15 protein-coding genes and 1 pseudogene are annotated in these 19,253 nt (G+C 67.1%); 10 read left to right on the top strand and 6 right to left on the bottom strand.

Annotated elements, in window-relative coordinates; translation table 11 throughout:
* Positions 1-184: 184 nt before the first annotated feature.
* Complete coding sequence (locus OG714_RS20405) at positions 185-1,045, bottom strand: L,D-transpeptidase family protein (protein WP_406122903.1); 861 nt, start codon at positions 1,043-1,045, stop codon at positions 185-187.
* Positions 1,046-1,324: 279 nt separating this feature from the next.
* Between OG714_RS20405 and leuE the strand changes: the two genes are divergently transcribed.
* The 5 genes from leuE (at position 1,325) to OG714_RS20380 (ending at position 7,153) form a co-directional block, all read left to right on the top strand.
* Positions 1,325-1,972: a leucine efflux protein LeuE gene (leuE, locus tag OG714_RS20400; RefSeq protein WP_406122901.1), complete on the top strand. Its 648-nt coding sequence runs from the start codon at positions 1,325-1,327 to the stop codon at positions 1,970-1,972.
* A 320-nt stretch (positions 1,973-2,292) separates the two neighbouring features.
* Positions 2,293-3,507 carry a helix-turn-helix domain-containing protein gene (locus OG714_RS20395; RefSeq protein ID WP_406122899.1) on the top strand — a complete coding sequence of 405 codons (1,215 nt, stop codon included), beginning with the start codon at positions 2,293-2,295 and terminating at the stop codon, positions 3,505-3,507.
* Between the two features lie 537 nt (positions 3,508-4,044).
* Positions 4,045-4,305 (top strand): hypothetical protein, encoded by a 261-nt coding sequence (locus OG714_RS20390; protein WP_365310705.1) that lies wholly within the window; start codon positions 4,045-4,047, stop codon positions 4,303-4,305.
* Complete coding sequence (locus OG714_RS20385; RefSeq protein ID WP_406122897.1) at positions 4,302-4,730, top strand: hypothetical protein; 429 nt, start codon at positions 4,302-4,304, stop codon at positions 4,728-4,730. The genes OG714_RS20390 and OG714_RS20385 overlap by 4 nt, the downstream gene beginning before the upstream one ends.
* A gap of 1,013 nt (positions 4,731-5,743) precedes the next feature.
* Entirely contained in the window at positions 5,744-7,153 is a 1,410-nt protein-coding gene (locus tag OG714_RS20380; RefSeq protein ID WP_406122895.1) for a replication initiator, read from the top strand.
* Positions 7,154-7,392: 239 nt separating this feature from the next.
* Here the strand turns inward: OG714_RS20380 and OG714_RS20375 are convergent, their stop codons facing one another.
* A complete protein-coding gene (locus OG714_RS20375) occupies positions 7,393-8,970 on the bottom strand; it encodes a recombinase family protein (RefSeq protein WP_406122893.1) in 1,578 nt (525 codons plus the stop codon).
* A 33-nt stretch (positions 8,971-9,003) separates the two neighbouring features.
* On the opposite strand from OG714_RS20375, the pseudogene OG714_RS20370 reads away from it, so the two are divergent.
* Positions 9,004-9,240 (top strand): annotated as a pseudogene (locus OG714_RS20370) (LysE family transporter); the annotation flags it as partial.
* On the opposite strand, the gene OG714_RS20365 reads toward OG714_RS20370, so the two are convergent.
* Positions 9,237-10,697 (bottom strand): FAD-dependent oxidoreductase, encoded by a 1,461-nt coding sequence (locus OG714_RS20365; protein WP_406122891.1) that lies wholly within the window; start codon positions 10,695-10,697, stop codon positions 9,237-9,239. The pseudogene OG714_RS20370 and the gene OG714_RS20365 overlap by 4 nt on opposite strands.
* Before the next feature lie 71 nt (positions 10,698-10,768).
* On the opposite strand from OG714_RS20365, the gene OG714_RS20360 reads away from it, so the two are divergent.
* The 3 genes from OG714_RS20360 (at position 10,769) to OG714_RS20350 (ending at position 14,009) form a co-directional block, all read left to right on the top strand.
* Positions 10,769-11,419, top strand: a complete 651-nt coding sequence (locus tag OG714_RS20360) for a TetR/AcrR family transcriptional regulator C-terminal domain-containing protein (RefSeq protein ID WP_406122889.1) — start codon at positions 10,769-10,771, stop codon at positions 11,417-11,419.
* Positions 11,420-11,676: 257 nt separating this feature from the next.
* On the top strand, positions 11,677-12,663 hold the full coding sequence (locus OG714_RS20355) for a glycosyltransferase family 2 protein (RefSeq protein ID WP_406122887.1): 987 nt from the start codon (positions 11,677-11,679) through the stop codon (positions 12,661-12,663).
* A complete protein-coding gene (locus OG714_RS20350) occupies positions 12,660-14,009 on the top strand; it encodes a polysialyltransferase family glycosyltransferase (protein ID WP_406122885.1) in 1,350 nt (449 codons plus the stop codon). Before OG714_RS20355 ends, OG714_RS20350 begins: the two co-directional genes overlap by 4 nt.
* Before the next feature lie 60 nt (positions 14,010-14,069).
* On the opposite strand, the gene OG714_RS20345 is transcribed toward OG714_RS20350, so the two are convergent.
* From OG714_RS20345 to OG714_RS20335, 3 genes are all read right to left on the bottom strand, one after another.
* Positions 14,070-15,245, bottom strand: coding sequence for an acyltransferase family protein (locus OG714_RS20345; RefSeq protein ID WP_406122883.1), 1,176 nt, complete (start codon positions 15,243-15,245; stop codon positions 14,070-14,072).
* 143 nt (positions 15,246-15,388) lie between these two features.
* On the bottom strand, positions 15,389-16,729 hold the full coding sequence (locus tag OG714_RS20340) for a polysialyltransferase family glycosyltransferase (protein WP_406122881.1): 1,341 nt from the start codon (positions 16,727-16,729) through the stop codon (positions 15,389-15,391).
* Positions 16,729-17,709 carry a glycosyltransferase family 2 protein gene (locus OG714_RS20335; protein WP_406122879.1) on the bottom strand — a complete coding sequence of 327 codons (981 nt, stop codon included), beginning with the start codon at positions 17,707-17,709 and terminating at the stop codon, positions 16,729-16,731. The genes OG714_RS20340 and OG714_RS20335 overlap by 1 nt, the downstream gene beginning before the upstream one ends.
* Positions 17,710-17,907: 198 nt before the next feature.
* Here OG714_RS20335 and OG714_RS20330 point away from each other — a divergent pair, with 198 nt between their 5' ends.
* Positions 17,908-19,218 (top strand): DUF6716 putative glycosyltransferase, encoded by a 1,311-nt coding sequence (locus OG714_RS20330; protein ID WP_406122877.1) that lies wholly within the window; start codon positions 17,908-17,910, stop codon positions 19,216-19,218.
* The last annotated feature ends 35 nt before the right edge of the window (positions 19,219-19,253 follow it).

Below are 19,253 nucleotides of genomic sequence, written 5' to 3'. Positions count from 1 at the left end.
GCGTACGTAACTCATGGAAGTTTTTCCACGGCAGGTGTGACGTTTTCGGCCGTCGTGGCGCAGTACTGAGTGAGCCGACTGGTCATCGGCCCTCGCACAGAGCCGGGGTTCCCCCCGTACCTACGGCTCGTGCACTCGGCGCGGGTGGGACACGTTCCCCCGGTCCCGCCCGCGCCTCATACACCTACTGGTAGACGACGACCTTGTCGCCGGTCCGCACCTGGGCGAAGAGACTCGCGATCGCCGCCTCGTCCCTCACGTTGACGCAGCCGTGCGAGCCGCCCGCGTAACCCCGCATCGAGAAGTCGTACGAGTAGTGCACCGCCTGGCCGCCGCTGAAGAACATCGCGTACGGCATGGGGGAGTGGTAGAGCGTGGACACCCAGTTCCGGGCCTTCCAGTAGACCTGGAACACACCGTCGCGGGTCGGGGTGTACTGCGCGCCGAAGCGCACCGACATCGTCGACACCGTGCGCCCGTCGATCATCCAGCGCAGGGTCCGGCTCGTCTTGTCGATGCACAGGACCCGGCCGGTGAGGCAGCGCGGGTCGGGTGCGCCCGCCGGCTGGCCGCCCATCAGGTACAGGTCCCACTTGCCCGGCTCGTGCGTCATCTTCAGCAGCCGTTGCCAGGTGACGGTGTCGGTCTCGCCCGTCTTCGGCAGCCCGCGCTTGCCCTGGAAACCCGCGACGGCCTCCTCGGTGAGGTCGTCGTACGTCCCGGTCGGCCCGTCGAAGAGCCAGTCGACCTGCCGTAGCCGCGCCTGCAGTTCGCGCACCTGGCCGCCGCTGTCGCCGCGCGACCACAGGACGTTCGCGGCGCGGGCGGTGCTCGGGGAGGCGGAAGCCTTGTTGTCACCGGCGTCACTGCTACCGCTACTGCCGCTGTCCGGAAGCTGGATGCGTACGGGCAGATGGTGCTTGCCGTCCGCGTCCGCGCCCTGCACCGTGCAGCCGCACACCGCCACCACGGCCGACAGGGCCGCCGCGGCGGCGACCGCTCTCACCCTGCCCGCAGTACGCCTCCCCATACCCGTAGTACGCATCGCGGACCCCCGTCGTCTCACCGGCCTCGTACCCCGGAGACGTACCCCCGGATGACGGGTCGCGAACGGCGGGGCCCGTGGGGAGCGGAGGTGCCCGCCAAGGTGCGCGAGTCCGAGTCCTGAACACCGGTCGAACCCGTCTACGACCCCGAGTCCCTGAGCCGCGCTTCCCCACCCAGACCCCGCCGCCGGACGGCGCGCACGCTCCCTCGACCTCTCCGTGGACGTCCTCCTCGACGGCGACGGCTGACTGTCGTACCCCGTGCGACACTCGTTCTCATGTTCGGTGTCATAGACCTCCCCACCTACCTGGCCGGCCTGGTCCTGATCGTCCTGCTGCCCGGTCCCAACTCGCTGTACGTCCTCTCGGTCGCCGCCCGGCGCGGCACCCGTGCCGGGTACACGGCCGCCGCCGGTGTCTGGTGCGGGGACACCGTGCTGATGACGCTCTCCGCGGCCGGGGTCGCCTCGCTGTTGCAGGCCAACGCCGTGCTGTTCGGGATCGTGAAGTACGCGGGGGCCGGGTATCTGACCTGGCTGGCGTTCGGGATGCTGCGGGCCGCGTGGACGATGTGGCGGAGCCGCAAGGAGCGGGCGGCCATGGCGCCGGCGCCCGCCGAGGAGGCGGCCGAGGAGCGGCCCTACCGCCGTGCCTTCGTCGTGAGCCTCTTCAACCCGAAGGCGATCCTGTTCTTCGTCGCCTTCTTCGTGCAGTTCGTGTCGGAATCCAACCCGGTCATGGGCTTCCTGACCTTGGGCGTACTCGCCCAGTTGGCCAGCGTGTTGTACCTGTCCGCGCTCATCTTCGGCGGGTCTCGTCTGGCTGCCGCGTTCCGTCGCCGGAGGGCGCTCAGCGCGGGGGCCACCTCGGCCGCCGGGGTGCTCTTCCTGGGGTTCGCAGTCAAGCTGTCTCTGGCAAGCGTGTAGGGGCTGGCATGTCTCAACTTGACGATGCTGCGGCCCTGTTCGCCGGTATGAGCGTCCATGAGCAGCAAGAGGCGCTAGGGGCTCTCGGCTTGCCCAAGAGGCTCCCGAAGGAGTCCGAGGAGTCCCCCAAGGTCACCCCGTTCTCTACCCTTGCCAGCACGCCCGGCAGGCGGAAGCGGCAGCGGATCACTGTGACGGTTAGTTCAGTGCTGGAGAGGGATGGCGGGGACAGCCGAACTTCCGCTGTCTGTGCTGGCGTTCAACTCCCGTCATCGAAAGATCATCTGTGTTCCGCTGAGGAGTAGCCGTACTCTCGACGTATGGCTGAGCACCTTGGTGACCGGTTGGTCCGGCTGCGGCGGTTGGCCGACCTCACCCAAGAGGGGTTGGCCGAGAAATCAGGCGTCTCCTCCGACGTGATCAAGCGCCTTGAGCAGAAGCGGAAGCACAGCGCGAGACTGCCAACTCTGCATGCCTTGGCACAGGGGCTTGGGGTCGAGCTGACATCGCTCCTGGGAGATCCGCCGGGAGTCCCCTCCACGGGGGATGCAGACCCGCCCCAGCTCGTGGCTGTCCGCCGTGCCATCATGCCGCCGCTCTTCGCTCCGCCTCCCGAGCCGAACGGGGCTGAGCGGCTGACTGTGCCGCTTCTCAGGCAGGAGATTGCCGACGCATGGACTCTCTACCACAGTGCGGAGTTCGGCCGTCTCATGGAAGTGCTGCCCGGCGTCATTAACGACGCGCGCTTCGTCGCTGCTGTGGGGAATGCCGACGAGAGAGCCGCCGGACAGGCAGCGTTGGGGAAGGCTCTCCAGTTGGCTGGGCACCTGACGATCCGTCTGGGAAAGACAGACCTTGCACTAAGCGCGCTTGAGCGTGCCATGAACGCTGCCGAGCAATCCTCTGATCCCTTGCTCGCACCGATGGTCAGTAACTCCGTTGCATGGAACTACCAGCGACAGAATCGGCTGGACGATGCGGAGAACCTCGCCGTGTATGCGGCTGATCACGTTGAACGTGATCACATCGATACGGCTGAAGGGGTGCGTGTCTGGGGTGGCCTGCTCATGTCGGCGGCGACGAGTGCGGCGCGACTGGGTGACTACGACACGGCGAACGACATGATGACGACGGCAGAGAAGGCTACGAACCGATTGGCCACGTTGCCGCCCCCGGCGAACGGGCGCATGGTGTCTGTCTTCAGCCGCTCGTCGGTGCGTATTGAGCGAGTGCGTCTCGCAGTTCAGCACGCGCGGCCTGAAGAGGCTATTCGATTGGCAAAGGGGATGCGTCTCAGCGCCGATACTCCGCCCTCGTGGCGTACGTGGCTGCTCCTCGACGTGGCGCGCGCTCACACGGACTTGGGGAACGCTGAGGGCGCAGTGAAGGCGCTTACGCGGCTGCATGAGATCGCCCCGGCGTGGATGCGGCATCACACGCTGGCCGTGGCGATAGTGACCGACCTGTGGGCTATGCCGAACCGCCCGCCGGGCCTCCGGAAGCTGGCGCAGTTCCTCGGGGTCGCAGCCAACTAAGGCCGCAAAACTAGGACGTTGCGTCCCTGTAGCGCCCTGTAACCATCCGTGACGATTGCCTTTCCAGACTTCGACCCGAGGGACTGAGGATGGCAAGGCAGGCGGAGGTAGACACGGCAACGCTGGAACGTGGCGCACTGTTGTACGACTCGGCCTTATCTGAGGTCGGGGAGTATCGGGGTGTGGCGGGCCCGTACGTGATGTTGCGGCCGGTGGGGGGTGGCCGTGAGTGGGAGGCGGACCCTGGGGCGGTTCGTCTGGCGACCCCTGCTGAGCGGTTGAGTGCGGGTGTGCGGTTGGCCAATGCGCGGGCGGAGCAGGGGCTGTGAGCGGGGATGCGGTGGTCCGGTCTGATCAGGTGATGCTGATCCCGGACAGTGAGCCGGATGCGGAGCCGACCACGCACGCGTTGAAGTGTGCGGTGTGCAATCACACGTCGGTGTGCAGTGAGGATTTTGCTGATCCTCAGGCGTGGGTGCTGGCGCATGCGTTGGAGTTTCCGTCGCACCGTACGTTCCGTGAGGTGATCGTCCGTTCGTGGCGTACGCGGCGGCTGGCGTGAGTGCGCGGATGCGCGGCCGGTTCCGGTTCCGTGAGCACACGCTGACTCCGGACACGGACACCCCGGTCGTGTACCTGATGAGGTGTCAGGTATGCGGGCTGGCGAGCACGGGCAGCGAGGATGTCTCGGAGGGGACGCGGTGGGCTGCGGGGCACCTCAAGGAGAGCCCCGGGCATCTGCACTTCGAGGAGTACATCACTCGGTCGTACACCTTCGTGCCGGGAGTGTGGCTGTGACCTACCGGTGCACGGCGGTGGCCGGTCTGCGTGACGAGGTCCGGGCTCTGGCCGCGAAGATCCCTTCCCCGGGGCCCTCGGTCGAGTGGGCGGCGGGTGATCTGTTCCAGTGCAAGCTTGAGGACGTGCCTCATGAGCATCATGTGGCGTTCCTGCGGACGGGTTCCCGCGTCTTTCCCGACTCGGATGTGTTTCTGTGCTGGTGTGACGCATCGTCAGTTCAGTGGCTCGAAGATCTCGACTGCTGTTTAGGAAAGCCGAACCCGATGGCGTCGGGGTGCACGATTTTCAAGGATCATCCGGGCCGGTGCGACTGGGCGTATATCGATCCTCAGGTAGTGGCTGTTCAGGCGATGGCGGATCAGCTGTGCGAGGAATTGGGCCTGTCGCATCTGTTTAGGCAGGACAAGCCTTCCGATCCCTGATCCGATTGTTTTGCGGGTAGTTCCTTCGTGGTGCACTTGGGCACGTCGCCGGCCGTAGAGGCTTTGGGCGGGAGCTGCCATGGGGCGAGTGAACAGGGGGCCTTACGCTCGCCAGCGGATCGGGCAGTCTGTTGGGGCTGCCCGTGTTTAGCCCGATCGGCCCCCTGTTCTTAGAGGCTCGCCCCATGGTGGCTGCCTAAAGCCTCGTAGGCCGTCGACCCCCGGCCCAAGAGGGTTGGGTTCGGTCTGGGCGGCCGGAGCGATGGGGCTGGGCAGTGGGGTCCTGGTGCCGGGCCGGTGTCCGGAGTCCTGGCACCGGTGTGCCTGGGCCGTCAGTCCAGGGGGCCGGTGTGGATGGGCGGAGAGTGCTGGTTCTGGCTCAGCCCTCCCAGCTCGCCTCGTGGTGTGCCGGGGCGGTGGCGCCCCGGACCGGACCGGCCGAAGGCCGCATGCCGGGCCGGGGTGCGGTAGCCGCCCCGGCGGCACGCCGCAGGCGTGCCCTGGAAGAAGTGAAGACAGTTTCTGCCACACCTGCCCCGCTGCTCCGGCTGACGGGTCCTGGTGGACTGCCGCACCAAGACGCGAGGCGGTCGCCGGACACCGCCGGGATCATCGCGTCCGGCTGTCCGGCCACCGCTGCGGCCCGACCTCAACTCTCGCAGTCCAGACGGTAATTGACTCGCCCTTCTGGCGGGCGGTTTGGGACAATGGCGGGGGAGCGACGAGCCTTCTTCAACGCATCCACACACATAAACAGCAGATAAAAACAGACACACATTCACAGACATAGCGAAGATATTTAGCTGAAGCTCATCCAGCATCCACAAACACACCCACACAGACATTCATTCAGGCGAAGCCAAGCAGAGATTTCAAAGGAACTCACTCATGACTCGTAGCTGTAATTCCGCTCGCGCTCCTCCACCCGGTATTTCTCATGGAGGTCTGCTATGTCTGACACCTCGTCAGAGGTGCGTGTTCCCAACGTATTCACGAAGAATTCCCGTTCGGTCGTGCTGGAGCGTGAGCGGCGGCTGAGGCTACTGTCCGACACTGATCGGGACATTGTCCGTCTTGTCAACGACCCCGGTTTCTCCCGCTGGCTGGAACAGATCAAAGCCATTGGCGGGTGCGCCCGGCCGGTGTATCTCTCCGGCTCCACGCTGACGTATGACGCGGCCTCGGGGGAGGTGGTCTCCTCCTACTCGACCGCGACGGAACCCGGTGAACGTCTCGCGGTGCGCTGCCGCAACCGGCGTGCCTCGGTTTGTGAACCCTGCTCGCGGCTGCATGCCGGAGACACCTTCCACCTGGTGCGCGCGGGCCTGTCCGGCGGCAAGAGCGTTCCTGAGGTGGTGCGGGAGCGGCCCCGGCTGTTCGTCACCCTCACCGCCCCGTCCTTCGGCCCCGTCCACCGCGCCGTGGAGGGTCAGCGGTGTCGACTGCGCCGGGATGCTCCCCGCTGCGAGCACGGGCGCCTGATGTCCTGCGGCCAACTCCACGCCGACGGCGATCCGTTGACCGGGATGCCGCTGTGCGCGGACTGCTACGACTACGTGGGCCATGTGCTGTGGCACGCGCATGCCGGGCTGCTGTGGGATCGCTTCACCACCGCCGTACGCCGCCACCTCGCCTCGGCGGCGGGCATCCCGCGTGCCCGGCTGGCCTCCCATCTGGTGGTGTCCTTCGCGAAGGTCGCCGAGTTCCAGAAGCGGGCGGCCGTGCACTTCCATGCCGTCGTCCGCCTCGACGGCCCGGACGGTCCTGCGTCGCCCCCGCCCTCCTGGGCCACCGCTGAACTCCTCACGGAAGCGGTCAACCGTGCTGCCGTGTCCGGTCATGTCGCTGTACCCGACTCGCCCGCCTACGGCACGCGTCGGCTGGTGTGGGGTGCCCAATTCGACGTTCGGCCGGTCCACTCCTTCGACAGTTCTGACGGTCTATCAGACGGGGCGGTGGCGGGCTACGTCGCCAAGTACGTCAGCAAGGGCGCTGCCGACACAGGCGCCGGATGTGACTACCGGATCACCTCCGCCGAGGACATCCGCGCGGCGGTCCTCACGCCCCATGTGCGGGCCCTGGTGGGCACCTGCTGGCGTCTGGGCGGCCTGGTGGAGCTGGAACGCCTCCGGCTCCGCTCCTGGGCTCACAGCCTCGGCTACCGGGGCCACATCCTCACCAAATCCCGCCGCTACTCCACCACGTACGGCGCCTTGCGCGAGGAACGGGCCGATCATCGCAGGGGCGACACCAAGTCCTTGGACGGCCCGGACGTAGTCACGGAAGCGGCCTGGCGCTACGTCGGCTCGGGCTATACCCCTGGCGCGGCCCAACTCGCGGCTGGAATAGCCGAAGACATTGCCGTGAGCCGCGAACTCGCCCGCGAGGAAATGGCTAATGCGGGGTGGAAGTATGCCGAGTGAGGGGCGCCCCGCAGGGAAGGGAAAGGAAAAGGAATCAAGCTTCGGCGAGGCGATTTCCCGCTGTAGTTCTGTGCCTCTCAGGCGGGGAATGCGTGTTATAACGCTGATTCAAGACAAAGACGGAAACCGTACGGTAGTCGCTGATGCGGTATATCTCTCCAATGGCTGAAATGAAAGAGTCCCCCTTCCTGATGGAAGGGGGACTCTTGTTTCTGAGGCTCAGATGCAGAGTCGTGCAACTAGCCCCAGTTGTTGTCCATTCTGATCAGCCGTTCTTTTACGTCGTGTGGAATGACAAGTTTTCCGAGTATTTCTCCGTCGTCTTGCCTGCCTAGTTCAAAAGTTATTCCGGCGCTGAGTAGGTCTCTTTCCATGGCTTCTATGCCACCGGATTTCCAGTGTTGGCTGTAGGTTACGCCGGTGCTTTCGTAGATCCACCTGTCCTTTGTGGACTCCGGGTCGATCTTCCCTAGATCGCTCATTAGGGCGTCTAGTGTGGTCTCCGCCTTTTCTCGGATGAAACCGGATTTGTCGAATCGCCCGCCGGGCTCCAATCCGGACATGTAATAGGCAATGGACTCTTCCAATCGGGTCCGTTCGCGCCTATTCTCGTCGCCTCGGGCGTACTCGCGACGGATTACCTCGAAGTCCCCCAGGGCCTCAAATACGGCCTGTGTCAGAGCAGAGTACGCATGCTCAGGGTCCGGTATTACGAATCCAGGCTTCCGGCAATCCGGGCACCGCAGATACCGGTACTCCTTGACCTCGCCAGTAGAAAGCGTCTTGTAGTTGTTCGTTTCGTTGACGTTTCTTCCGCACTGGTGCTTCATGACGCCAAGGAATCTGGTAGGGCGTCGATTCTTCTCGTGGTGACGCTTGTTTTTTGCGCGGGTGGCAAGCGCTGCTTGTACTTTATCGAATTCTTCGCCAGTCAGGATCGGTTCATCGGTGACCCTGATTTCCTGGCCTTTCTTGTCTAGGACGGGTGTGGATTTGTAGGTTGTTGCCTTGGTGCCTCCCTCGGTGCGAATTCCCTTTACTGCGGGATTCCTGAGGGTTCTGAGAATTTGCTGATTGTTCCATTTCCGGTTGCTGTAAGTCGGAACCTTGGCCCTGTCTAGGACCTTGGCAATTCGATTGGCCGGAACTCCTCGTATTGCGGCCCGGTACATGTAACGAACTGCTCGCGCTTGCTCCGATTCCTGTACTAGCCGAAGTTTCCCATCCACCCTGGCAGTCTTGTAGCCGTATGAAGGCTTACCGATACGCCATTGATCCTGCTGCTTCGTGTATTCCCAGTGCGACGAAACGCGGGTCTTGGTGTTAGCTGCTTCAATCTCCGCTACTGCTGCAATGAACGTCACCATTGCCTGAGCCATGGGGGATGACAAATCCAGTGTGTCATTTAGGGAAAGAAGATTCTTCCCGAACTTCTCGCACCACTTGATGACTTCATGCAGGTCGGAAATGCGCCTGATGAATCGGTCCAACTTCCAGAACAGAATAAGGTCAAACTCCGGGATGCGATTGTTGAGCCAGTTGCCGAGTTCCTTCCGTTCCCAAGGCGCTTTCTTGGTTGCGGACACGCCGAGATCCCGGGCCACACCGACAACCCTGATGCCCTCTCGGTTGGCGTAGCGACGAAGATCAAGTTCCTGCCGTGCGGGGCTGGTGGTGTCCTCCGTGAGGATCGACAGGCGCACCGACAGGAGTCCGCGAGGCGCGTCCTCCGGTAGTGCCTCGTTCCTGGTCTGAAGCTCGGCCAGCTCTGCCAGTTCCTCGGCGGTCCACTCGGGAGCGATCTGAGTAGCTGTCATGAGGCCTGAGGGTACAGGCAGTTGGATTCTGGCACTTTCTTCGTGCAGTTCGTCGACCCGGGGTACGCCTACCCGGCCCTGTCGTTCGTCGTGCTCGGCGCCTTCGCGCAGCTGGCGAGCTTCCTCTACCTCAGCGCCCTGATCTTCAGCGGCACCCGGCTGGCGACGGCCTTCCGCCGCCGCAGGCGGCTCGCGGCGGGAGCGACCTCGGCGGCGGGGGCGCTCTTCCTGGGCTTCGCGCTGAAGCTGTCCCTGGCGAGTTCGGTCTAACTGCCGGTCGGGCGGCCGAGGTTGAAGCGTTCCGTGTACTTGGCCAGGCCCTCCTCCGCGTCGCCCGCCCAGCCGACGTAGCCGTCGGGGCGGACCAGGAAGAGGCCCGTGCCGTACGTCTCGGCAGCCGGGCCTTCTACGACGCGTAGGGCGTCGCTGTCGCCGATCGCCGGTGCCTCCGTGCCCAGCGCGAGCAGGGTCCAGTGCGGGCCCCGGAAGGCGTCGAGGAGGCGTACGCCCGCGACGGTCCGGTTCGGGGCGCGGTCGCCGGCGCGGATCCCTTCTCCCGGTGCCCGGGTCTCCTCCGTGAGGCCCGACTCCCGGTAGCCGATGCCCAGTTGGCGGGTCGCCTCGCCGCGGCGGGCCTCGCCCCGGTGGACCTTGGTGGACAGGCCGAGCATCTCGGCCGCGTTGGGGAGCCGCTCCTCCTCGTAGGTGTCGAGCAGGCTCGCGGGTGCCTCGCCGCGCAGCACCGCGCCCAGCTTCCAGCCCAGGTTGTAGGCGTCCTGGACGCTGGTGTTGAGGCCCTGGCCGCCGGCCGGCGAGTGCACGTGCGCCGCGTCCCCGGCGAGGAAGACCCGGCCCTGCCGGAAACGGTCCGCGAGGGCCGCCCGGGGCCGGAAGTCCGAGGCCCAGCGGAGCTCCGTGATGTCCTCGGGGGCGAGGTGCGAGCGGGCGGCGACGATCTTCCGTACGCCGTCGAGGGAGAGGTCGGGCGCGGTGTCGTCCAGGATCTGGGCGACCACCTGGAAGTCCTCCGTCCCGGCCAGCGGGCAGATCGCGAGGAAGCCCTCGGCGCCGTGCGGCGGGAAGATGTGCCAGTTGTCGCGGTCCAGGCCGGTGATACGGGTGTCGGCCACCAGGATCGGGTTCGGGTCGACGGTGTCGCCGGTCATGCCGATGCCGAGCCCGCGCCGGATCACCGAGCGACCGCCGTCGGCGGCCACCGCGTACCGGGCGCGGGCGGGGGCGCCGGACGCGAACGCGACCGTCACGCCGTCCTCGTCCTGGGTGAGGCCGGTGACCTCGCGGCCGAAGGACACCCGGCCGCCCAGCTCGTCGAGCCGGGCCCGCAGGATCTCCTGGGTGCGCCACTGCGGCACCATCCACGGGGCGCCGTACGGCGAGTCCTCGTTCGTCTCGGCCGGGTCGAACATGTTCTGCTCGGCGACCCGCTCGCCGTCCTGCCAGATCATCCCGACGGGGTAGTCGCCGCCCGCCGCGAGGATCGCGTCCAGGACGCCGAGGTCGTCGAAGACCTCCATCGTGCGCGGCTGGATGCCCTTGCCGCGTGAGCCGGGAGACAGCCCGGGGCCGCGCTCGACGACCAGCGCGTCCACCCCGCGCCGGGCCAGGTCGATGCCGAGGGCGAGTCCGGTCGGGCCGGCGCCCACGATCAGTACGTCCACGTGCTCGGCCGGATTTCCGTGCTCGGTCATGATCCCGTGCTCGGTCATGATCAGTCTCCTTAACGCTGTTAAGTTCGGCTGCTTCCGAGAGTGGCCTTAACGGTGTTAAGTTGTCAAGCGTGAGTACGGAACGACGCACCCCCCTCGACCGCAAGCGCGTGGCGGACACGGCCCTGAAGTTGCTGAACGAGGTCGGTCTCGACGGGCTGACCCTGCGCGCCATCGCCAGAGAACTGGACGTCAAGGCGCCCGCTCTGTACTGGCACTTCAAGGACAAGCAGGCGCTGCTCGACGAGATGGCGACGGAGATGTACCGGCGGATGGTCGCCGACGCCCCGCTCGCCCCCGAGGACACCTGGCAGGAGCGGCTGCTGAAGTCCAACCGCGGACTGCGCGACGCGCTGCTCGGCTACCGCGACGGCGCCAAGGTCTTTAGCGGCTCCCGCTTCACCGGCACGCTGCACGCCGTGGAGATGGAGAAGACCCTGCGCCTGTTCACCGAGGCCGGCTTCACCCTCGCCCAGGCGGTCCGCGCGACCTCGACGTCGTACCTCTTCACGATCGGTTTCGTCAGCGAGGAACAGGGCGTCAAGCCGCTGCCGGGTGAGCGCCGCGAGGGCTACGACGTGGACGAACGCGCCCGCCTGATGGCCGACTTCCCGCTGTCGGCCGCGGCGGGCGCGGAGATCTTCCACGACTACGGCCGGCACTTCGAGGAAGGGCTGGCCGTGGTCGTGGCGGGTGTGGAGGCGTGGTCAGGGGTCAGGTGAGGGTCGGTCGTGGGTGCCGTACCAGAAGTAGTAGGAGGAGGGGATCGTCGACTGGTTGTTGTCGGTGGCGTAGACCGTTCATTTGGAACGTTGGATCGTCGAGCGGACGTTCGGGATGTGCCTCTGAGCGGCTATTCGTAAATGGAGGGCGGCCCGTAACTTCACGTTCACCTGCTGGCCCCGGCAGGGTTGATGTCCGGGCTCGAACATCTCCTACGGTCACAAGAATCCGCCCCGGAGAGAGCCCAGGTGTACGCGTGACCAACCGCCCCCCGACACTGTCCGTGATCGTCCCTTGCTACAACATCGAGGCCTATGTCCCGGAAACGGTGACGAGTCTCGTGAACAACGCGCGGGACGAGTTCGAGTTCCTGTTCGTCGAGGACCGCTCGACCAAGGACAAGACCTATGAGGCTCTCCTGGAGCTGACGAAGCGGCTGCCGAACAGCAGGGTCATCCGGCACGAGAGGAACGGCGGTCTGGCCACCGCCCGCAACACCGGGATCGACGCGGCGGAGGGCCGCTACCTCACGTTCCTCGACGGCGACGACTGGCTCGCGCCCGGCTATCTGACCGACCTGGTGGACGTCATCGAGCGCTTCGACGTCGACTTCGTGCGCACCGACCACGTCACCGTCACCGGCGTCGAGCGCGCCATCCAGCGCTCCCCGGAGGGCCGCCGGCACACCCCGCTCGACCCGCGCGGCTCGATCCTGCCGGTCGACGACACGACGATGGTCGACTACCCGTATGCCTGGGCCGGCATCTACCACCGCCGCCTCCTCGACCGGGGCCTGCTGCGCTTCCACGACGGCCTGCGCACCGCCGAGGACCGCCCCTGGATCTGGGAGCTGCACCGCAAGGCGGAGTCCTACGTCGCCGCCAGCCTGCGCGGGGTCTTCTACCGCCGGGGTCTGACCGGTTCGCTGACCCAGATCGGCGACGTCCGTCAGCTGGACTTCTTCCGCTCCTTCGACCTGGTCCTCGCCGAACTCGCCGACGACCCCGAGGCCGCGAAGCTGCGCAAGAAGGCGCTGCGCAACTACTGCGTAGTCATCGCCCACCAGCTCCTGGACCGGGGCCGGTTCGAGCGCAGCGTGCACGCCAGGCTGCGGCAGATGGCCGCCGAGGCGCTCGGCCGGATGACGGAGACCGAACTCAACGAAGCGCTCGTCGGCATGGGCGAGGAACGCGTCCACACGCTGCGGCGCATCCGCGGTGGCATGAAGGGAGTCGCGGCATGAGCGGCACGACACAGATCTTCTTCTCGGCCACGCAGTACGCCGCCGCGACCGTCACCGCCGCGATCCGCGCCGGCTTCTTCGGCCCGCGCACGGCCCACCGCCGCATCCTGGTCGTCAGCAACACGGCCGCCGTGCCCGAGGTCGGCACCCCGCTGGACCGGATGCCCGGCTTCGAGAAGCTGCGCCCCGAGTTCGACGAGGTGCGCTCGTGGAACGAGTTCATCTCCCCCTTCCACCCGGCCGGCTGGTCCCCGCGCGCCCAGGACACCGCCCTGTGGGAGAAGGCCGTACGCCTCGCCTGGAACCTCGGTGACGAGGACGTGGAGATCGCCTGCGAGTCCATCCAGGCCAACCCCTCCCGCGCGGTCGCCGACATCTTCGCCGACAGCAAGGTGCACGTGTACGCGGACGGCCTGATGAGCTATGGCCCCACCCGCAACCGCATCCCGCACAACCTCAACAGCCGTATCGCGCGCGTGCTGCACCTCGACCTGATACCCGGGCTGCGGCCGATGCTGCTGTCCGAGTACGGCGTCGAACCGCAGCCCATCCCGAACGAGGCGATCGTCGACGTCCTCGCCCAGATCGGCCAGGAGGGCGCCTCGATCCTCGCCGACCGGCTGCCCAGGACGAACAGGCCGACGGCCGTGATGCTCGGCCAGTACCTCTCCGCCATCGACCTGATCACCCAGGACGAGGAGGAGCAGCTGCACGTCCGCATGCTGCGCGCCGCCGCGAAGGCGGGCCACCAGGACGTCCTGTTCAAGCCCCACCCCAGCGCACCGTCCGTCTACAGCACGTCACTTGAGGAGGCTGCCACTCAACTCGGCGTCCGCCTCACGGTGTTGCGCGAGCCGGTCCTCGCCGAGACGGTCTTCGCCCACCTGCGCCCGCAGTTGGTCATCGGCTGCTTCTCCACGGCCCTGATGACGGCCGCCGCCCTCTACGACATCCCCGTCGCCCGCGTCGGCACCGGCCTGCTCCTCGAACGCATCACGCCGTACGAGAACAGCAACCGCATCCCGCTCACCGTGATCGACGCGATCCTCCCGGACGCGGAGCAGGACAAGGTCGGGCAGCCGCTCGAACTGGGCGCCCTGGCCGAGGAGTTGGCGCCGCTGGTGCGGGCCGTCGGCTACTGCATGCAGGCCCTGAAGCACCACGCGACGCGCGACGAGGTGACCGCCTGGCTCGGCGTCCACCTCGACGAGTACCCGCAGTACTTCAAGAGGCGCCGGCTGACGAGTCTGCGCCTGCCCGGCGGCAGCCCCGTGCGCGCGGAGTCGCTGCGCCGCAACCCGACCGTACGGCGCGTGGTACGCCGTATCCGGGCCGCGCAGACCTGACACCTGACGGACACGCACGAAGGAGGCCCTCGGCCGGTGTCGAGGGCCCCCTTTCGCGGTTCACTTGCCGAGCTTCGCCGCCAGCTGCTTCGACTGGAGCGTCATCGTGCGCTTGAGCCGGGGCCCGAACGGCTTCTCGACGAAGCGGTGCATCAGATACGCCAGGCACAGCAGCCCCGGCACGGTCAGCGCGAGCGTCTCGTACGGGCCGAGCCCGAAGCCCCGGTGCAGGACGCGGATCGCGAACCAGCCCAGGTGCTCGTGGATCAGATAGAACGGATACGTCAGCGCGCCCGCCAGCGTCAGCCAGCTCCAGTTCGCCCAGCTCGTCCAGCCCAGCGCCACCGCCGCGACGGCCGCGAAGGCGACGAGGACGATCGCCTGGATGACATGCGGGTTGCGGTGGAAGTCGCCGGTCATGCCCGGGTGCCACAGCGCCGTCACCGAGTAGCGCTGACCCAGCAGGAAGGACATCCCCACGATGCCCCACAACAGCAGGTCGCTGCCGTAGCGGTAGATCAGGTAGAAGGCCAGCCCGCCGATGAAGTACGGGGCGTGGTCGCGCATCACCAGCTCGGTCGTCAGCGGGTTGTCGGCGACCCGGGCGAAGCAGCCGGCCATCGTCCACAGGATGCAGAAGGTCACCACCCGGCGGTAGGTGACGCCCTTCCAGATCACGAACAGCGCGAAGAACAGGTAGAACCGCATCTCCACCCAGAGCGTCCAGTCCACGCCGATGACCCGGGGCACGCCCATCGGCTGCTGGAGCATCGTGAAGTTGACCAGGAACTCGTCCGAGCGCAGCGGCTTCACGACCACCGGCATCAGCACCGACGCGGTGCCCACCAGGATCAGGGCCACCCAGTACGCCGGGTACAGCCGGGCGATACGGGAGCGGAAGAACTCGCCCATCGACTTGCCCCAGCTGCTCATGCAGATCACGAAGCCGCTGATGAGGAAGAAGAACTGCACGCCGAGCGAGCCGTAGGTCCCCGCCTCGGACAGGGTCGGGAACATCTTCCCGGGGGACTGGTGCCAGGAGGCGGCCACCTCACCGTTCTTGCCGGTGAAGTGGTACAGGCACACCATCAGCGCGGCCAGCAGCCGCAGTCCGTCCAGGGCACGCAGCCGGTTCTCCCGGGGCGGGCGGGACGGGGCGGCGGGTGGCCGCTCCGGCTCCTGCCCAGGGTCCTGGCCCCGCAGGGTGGGTGCCAGGGCCTGGTCAACCGCGTTCATCCTGGGCCTTTCTCGCCGACGTCGAATGGCTGTTCCGCAGGGGAACGATGTGACGCTACGAACGTTCGACGGATGAAAGGCAATTCACCGGCGACACACAGGGGTCTCCCACATGTCGCCCGGATGAACAATTTGAATGGACGCTAGCGTCCGGACAAAGCACGGGCGCGCCGTGCGATCCGCCGAACCGTCTGATTCCGTGGAATGAACGACAGTTGTGCCGGTACGGCGCCGGGCAGCGCCAGCGCGGTCAGCCGCCGGCGTTTGAAGTAGCGCCAGGTGTGCGGATCGAGGTGGGCCGAGAGATAGCGCTCGGCGTCCTCGCGCAGCCGCGGGTAAATCCTGGGCTGCATCGCGAAGCCAACTGCCTTGAGAAGTCCGGACAGTTCGTCCACGCGCTCCGGCGACGGCATCCGCCAGTCCGTCACCGCCTTCTTGTCGCCGAGGTCCGGCAGCACGTCGTCCGCGATGGTCAGCGGCACCCGGTTGCTGTTCTGGTAGGGCGCGAGCCGGGCCAGCAGGGTGTCCGTGCCGACCCGCGCGACCGGGATGTCGTACAGGCCGGCCGCGGTGAACAGCGCGGTGGAGAAGCAGCCGACGACCAGGGCGGGACGCATCCGCTGGAAGGCGACCTCGGCGAGCACCGGCCGGTCCAGCAGGGTGAGTCGGGCGCCCAGCTTCGTCGCCTCGTCCTCCAGGAGACGTGACCAGCGGGAGGGCGCCACGGGGTGCGGTTTGAACACCAGCTCGCGATGGCCGAGCGCCACCGCGCCGCGCACCATGCGCAGGTGCAGCTCCTCCTCCTGCTGGTCGGTGAGGATGCCGAGCGCGGCGAGGTACTGGCCGAGCAGCAGGGCCGGTTGCCCCTTCACGGCGGGCAACTCCTCCTCGGACTCGGCGAATTCGCCAAGTACCTTGAGGAAGGCCTCCGTCGGAACCAGCTCCGGCGGGACGCCGAACTCGGTGAGCAGCAGCGGGGTGAGGCCCGGGACGAGATCGAGGTGCAGCAGCCGCTCGATGCGGGTGCCGACCAACGGGTCGATCTTGTCGCGCGTGGGGCCATAACTTATGAGGCCGTCCGCGTAGACGTCGACCGGGGCGCCGGTGAACAGCTGGCACAGCGCGAGCGACGGATTGACCTGGACGGACTCCACGGCGAGCCGGATCTCGTCGTCGCCCAGCTTCCACAGCAGCCGTACGTACCGCTCCCACATCGGGACGTCGTCGCCCCGGGGGCTCCAACCGCTCGGGTGGAAGGGGGAGATGGTCTCGTTCCACGACAGCACGTCGTCGAAGCGGTCCCGCAGCCGGTCGAAGCCCGGCATGGTGTCCACCGACGGGGTGGTCTCCGGGTTCGCCGCGTTGTTGGTGATCAGCAGCAGCCTGCGGTCGGCCTCGCCGAGGAGCCCGGCGTCCAGCGCGGCGGCCAGCGTCGCGGCGCCGTACAGGGTCGACGCGCACAGGATCTGGGTGGTGCGGGGCATCAGGCGGCCACCGTCCGCGCCGAGGTGGGACGGCGGCGCAGGCGCCGCAGCCGGCTCGCCCGCTGGGGGTCCATCGAGTCCATTACCTCCGCCAGAACATCCTGCGGCATGCGCTTCAGCGCTGCGGAACTCAATGAACGCAGTTTTCGAGCCACGGCGGGTTCGAACCTCTCGATCGATCCGAGATGATGAGCCATGATCGCGCAATAGGTGCGCACCGCTTTTGGCAGCAGTTTATCGGCGTCGCGGTCAGCGGCCGTTTCCTCGATTACCTGGTCGAACGCACGAATGAAATCGAGCTGCCGGACGTCCCCGATCTGCGTCAGTGACGAGGCGACCCCGCGCCGGTAGAACACCCCGAGCAGCCCCACCGTGGCGAAGGACTCCGCCTCCCGGTGCAGCTTCCAGATCCACGGCCGGTCCTCGGCCGTGCGCAGCCCGTCGGTGAAGTGCAGCAGGCCCCGGTCGACGAGTCTGCGGTGGTAGATGCCCGCCCACGCGTAGGCGTAGTCGACCGAGGTGGAGCGGTCGGCGGGCAGGATCGCGGCCCGCGGGTCCATCACCACACCGCGCCGGCCCTGCGGCACCCGGGCGATCGAGCGGGCCTTCGCCGTGCACACCACGTGGTCGGTGCGCACGAAGTCGCAGCCGAGTCCCTCGATGGCGGCCAGCAGCCGCGGGAAGTAGTCCGGAGCGAGCCAGTCGTCGCCGTCCAGGAACGTCAGATACTCGCCACGTGCCGTGTCGATACCGGTGTTGCGGGCGGTCGCCAGCCCTCCGTTCTTCTGGTGTCTGACATGCACGACGCCCGGCAACTCCCGCTCCGCGCGCGCGAGAATGTCAGGTGTCTCGTCGGTCGAACAGTCGTCGACGAAGATGAATTCGAAGTCCTCCCGTGTGTTCGCACGCAGGCTCTTCAGGGTGTCGGGCGCGTATTGCTGCACGTTGTAGAACGGCACGATGACGGAGAGCTTGACCACCCGCATGACGTTAGAGGGCGCTCCGGCATCGGTCTTTACCATTGGTTTGATGTCGGGTGAACGCCACGTGGCGAACCTGTGAACCAGGAATTCCTACGCACCCGCCACGCCCCGATTCGCCATTCAGCGGTGTGCTGTTAACCGTTTGTTGCCTTCTGGTTGGGCCGATCAACGGAATGGCTTCCTAGCGTCTTCGGTGTGCCAGCAAGTGCAACGCAGACCCTGCGAGTCGCCGTTCTCGCGGATTCCGACACCCGGTGGAAATGGGGTTCGCTCACCGCGAACCGCATCGCTCCGCCGAATTCGGACATCTCTTTGGACGGATACCTCCTGCGGGGTCGTGCCACCCCAACAGCCCGCCAGCTGAAGGAAGTCGGCGTCACCGCGGACTCCCTCCGCGAGGTGACCGCCGTCGAGTTCCTGCGCGCCATGGAGAAGGAGCCGTACGACCTCCTCGTCCTCTCCCTCGTCGGCGGCGGGGTCCAGGCGATGCTGCACGGCCTGGCCCGCGCCTGGGACGGGCGCACCGAGCGCCCCGTCGTCGTCACCGGCTACGTCGGCGTCGTCTACGAGAAGCTCACCGACGGCCTATTGCTGCGGCACGGCGCGGACCTCGTCCTCGCCAACTCCCGCCAGGACGCGGACCGTTTCACGGCGGTCTACGACGGGGTCGGCGCCGACTCCTCGGCGGTCACCGAGGTCGCCCTGCCGTTCCTCGGCGGGGACGCCTACACGGGGGAGCGCGACCCGTACACGGTCGTCTTCGCCGTACAGCCCTCGGTGCCCGACAACCGCCGGGACCGCGACTACCTGCTCAACCGGGCGATCCAGCACGCCCGTTTCCACCCGAACCGCGAGGTGCTGCTCAAGCTGCGCTCCAAGCCCGGCGAACACACCACGCACATCGAGGAGTTGCCCTACCAGAAGCTGGTCCAGGGCAAGGACCTCCCCGCCAACTTCAGCCTGGTGTACGGGCACATGGGCGACGTCCTCGACCGCACCGACCTCCTGGTGACCATCAGCTCGACGGCCGCCCTGGAGTCCCTGCACCGCCGTATCCCCACCGTCGTGCTGACCGACCTCGGCATCCGCGAGGGGCTCGGCAACCACCACTTCGTGGGCTCCGGGTGCCTCGCCTCCTGGGACCAGCTCGACGCCGGGTACAGGCCGGTGCCGGACGCCGAGTGGGTGGCCCGGCAGGGGGTCGCCGCCGAGGGGTCGTACGAGACGGCCTTCGACGCGGCCCGCGAGCGCATCGCCAAGTTGCTCGCAGGGGACGGGATGCCGCCCCTCACCCCCTACTACACGCCCGAGACCGCCCCCGGCTATCTGCCCGGCATCCTCGCCCGCCACCACCTCGGCCCCGACGGCACCCCGCTGCCCGGCGCCCCCGCCGCCGACAAGGAGCCGGGCCCCGTCCGGCAGATCGTGCGCCGGGCCGCGCGCGGCGCCTACCGCCACGGCGTGCAGCGCGTGGCGCCCGTCATCCGCCGGATGGGGGAGCTGTGAACGACAGAGCCGCGAACGCCAAGATTCCCGCTCAA

Source organism: Streptomyces sp. NBC_00989 (assembly GCF_045162655.1).
Classification (GTDB): domain Bacteria; phylum Actinomycetota; class Actinomycetes; order Streptomycetales; family Streptomycetaceae; genus Streptomyces.
This window is presented reverse-complemented; position numbering and strand designations above follow the sequence as displayed.

What these genes read in the sequence shown, in the direction of transcription:
- OG714_RS20340 (WP_406122881.1), bottom strand. Translation starts at nt 16,729, where the DNA reads ATGCCCCGCACCACCCAGATCCTGTGCGCGTCGACCCTGTACGGCGCC.
- OG714_RS20375 (WP_406122893.1), bottom strand. Translation starts at nt 8,970, where the DNA reads ATGACAGCTACTCAGATCGCTCCCGAGTGGACCGCCGAGGAACTGGCA.
- OG714_RS20395 (WP_406122899.1), top strand. Translation starts at nt 2,293, where the DNA reads ATGGCTGAGCACCTTGGTGACCGGTTGGTCCGGCTGCGGCGGTTGGCC.
- OG714_RS20365 (WP_406122891.1), bottom strand. Translation starts at nt 10,697, where the DNA reads ATGACCGAGCACGGGATCATGACCGAGCACGGAAATCCGGCCGAGCAC.
- leuE (WP_406122901.1), top strand. Translation starts at nt 1,325, where the DNA reads ATGTTCGGTGTCATAGACCTCCCCACCTACCTGGCCGGCCTGGTCCTG.
- OG714_RS20405 (WP_406122903.1), bottom strand. Translation starts at nt 1,045, where the DNA reads ATGCGTACTACGGGTATGGGGAGGCGTACTGCGGGCAGGGTGAGAGCG.
- OG714_RS20345 (WP_406122883.1), bottom strand. Translation starts at nt 15,245, where the DNA reads ATGAACGCGGTTGACCAGGCCCTGGCACCCACCCTGCGGGGCCAGGAC.
- OG714_RS20350 (WP_406122885.1), top strand. Translation starts at nt 12,660, where the DNA reads ATGAGCGGCACGACACAGATCTTCTTCTCGGCCACGCAGTACGCCGCC.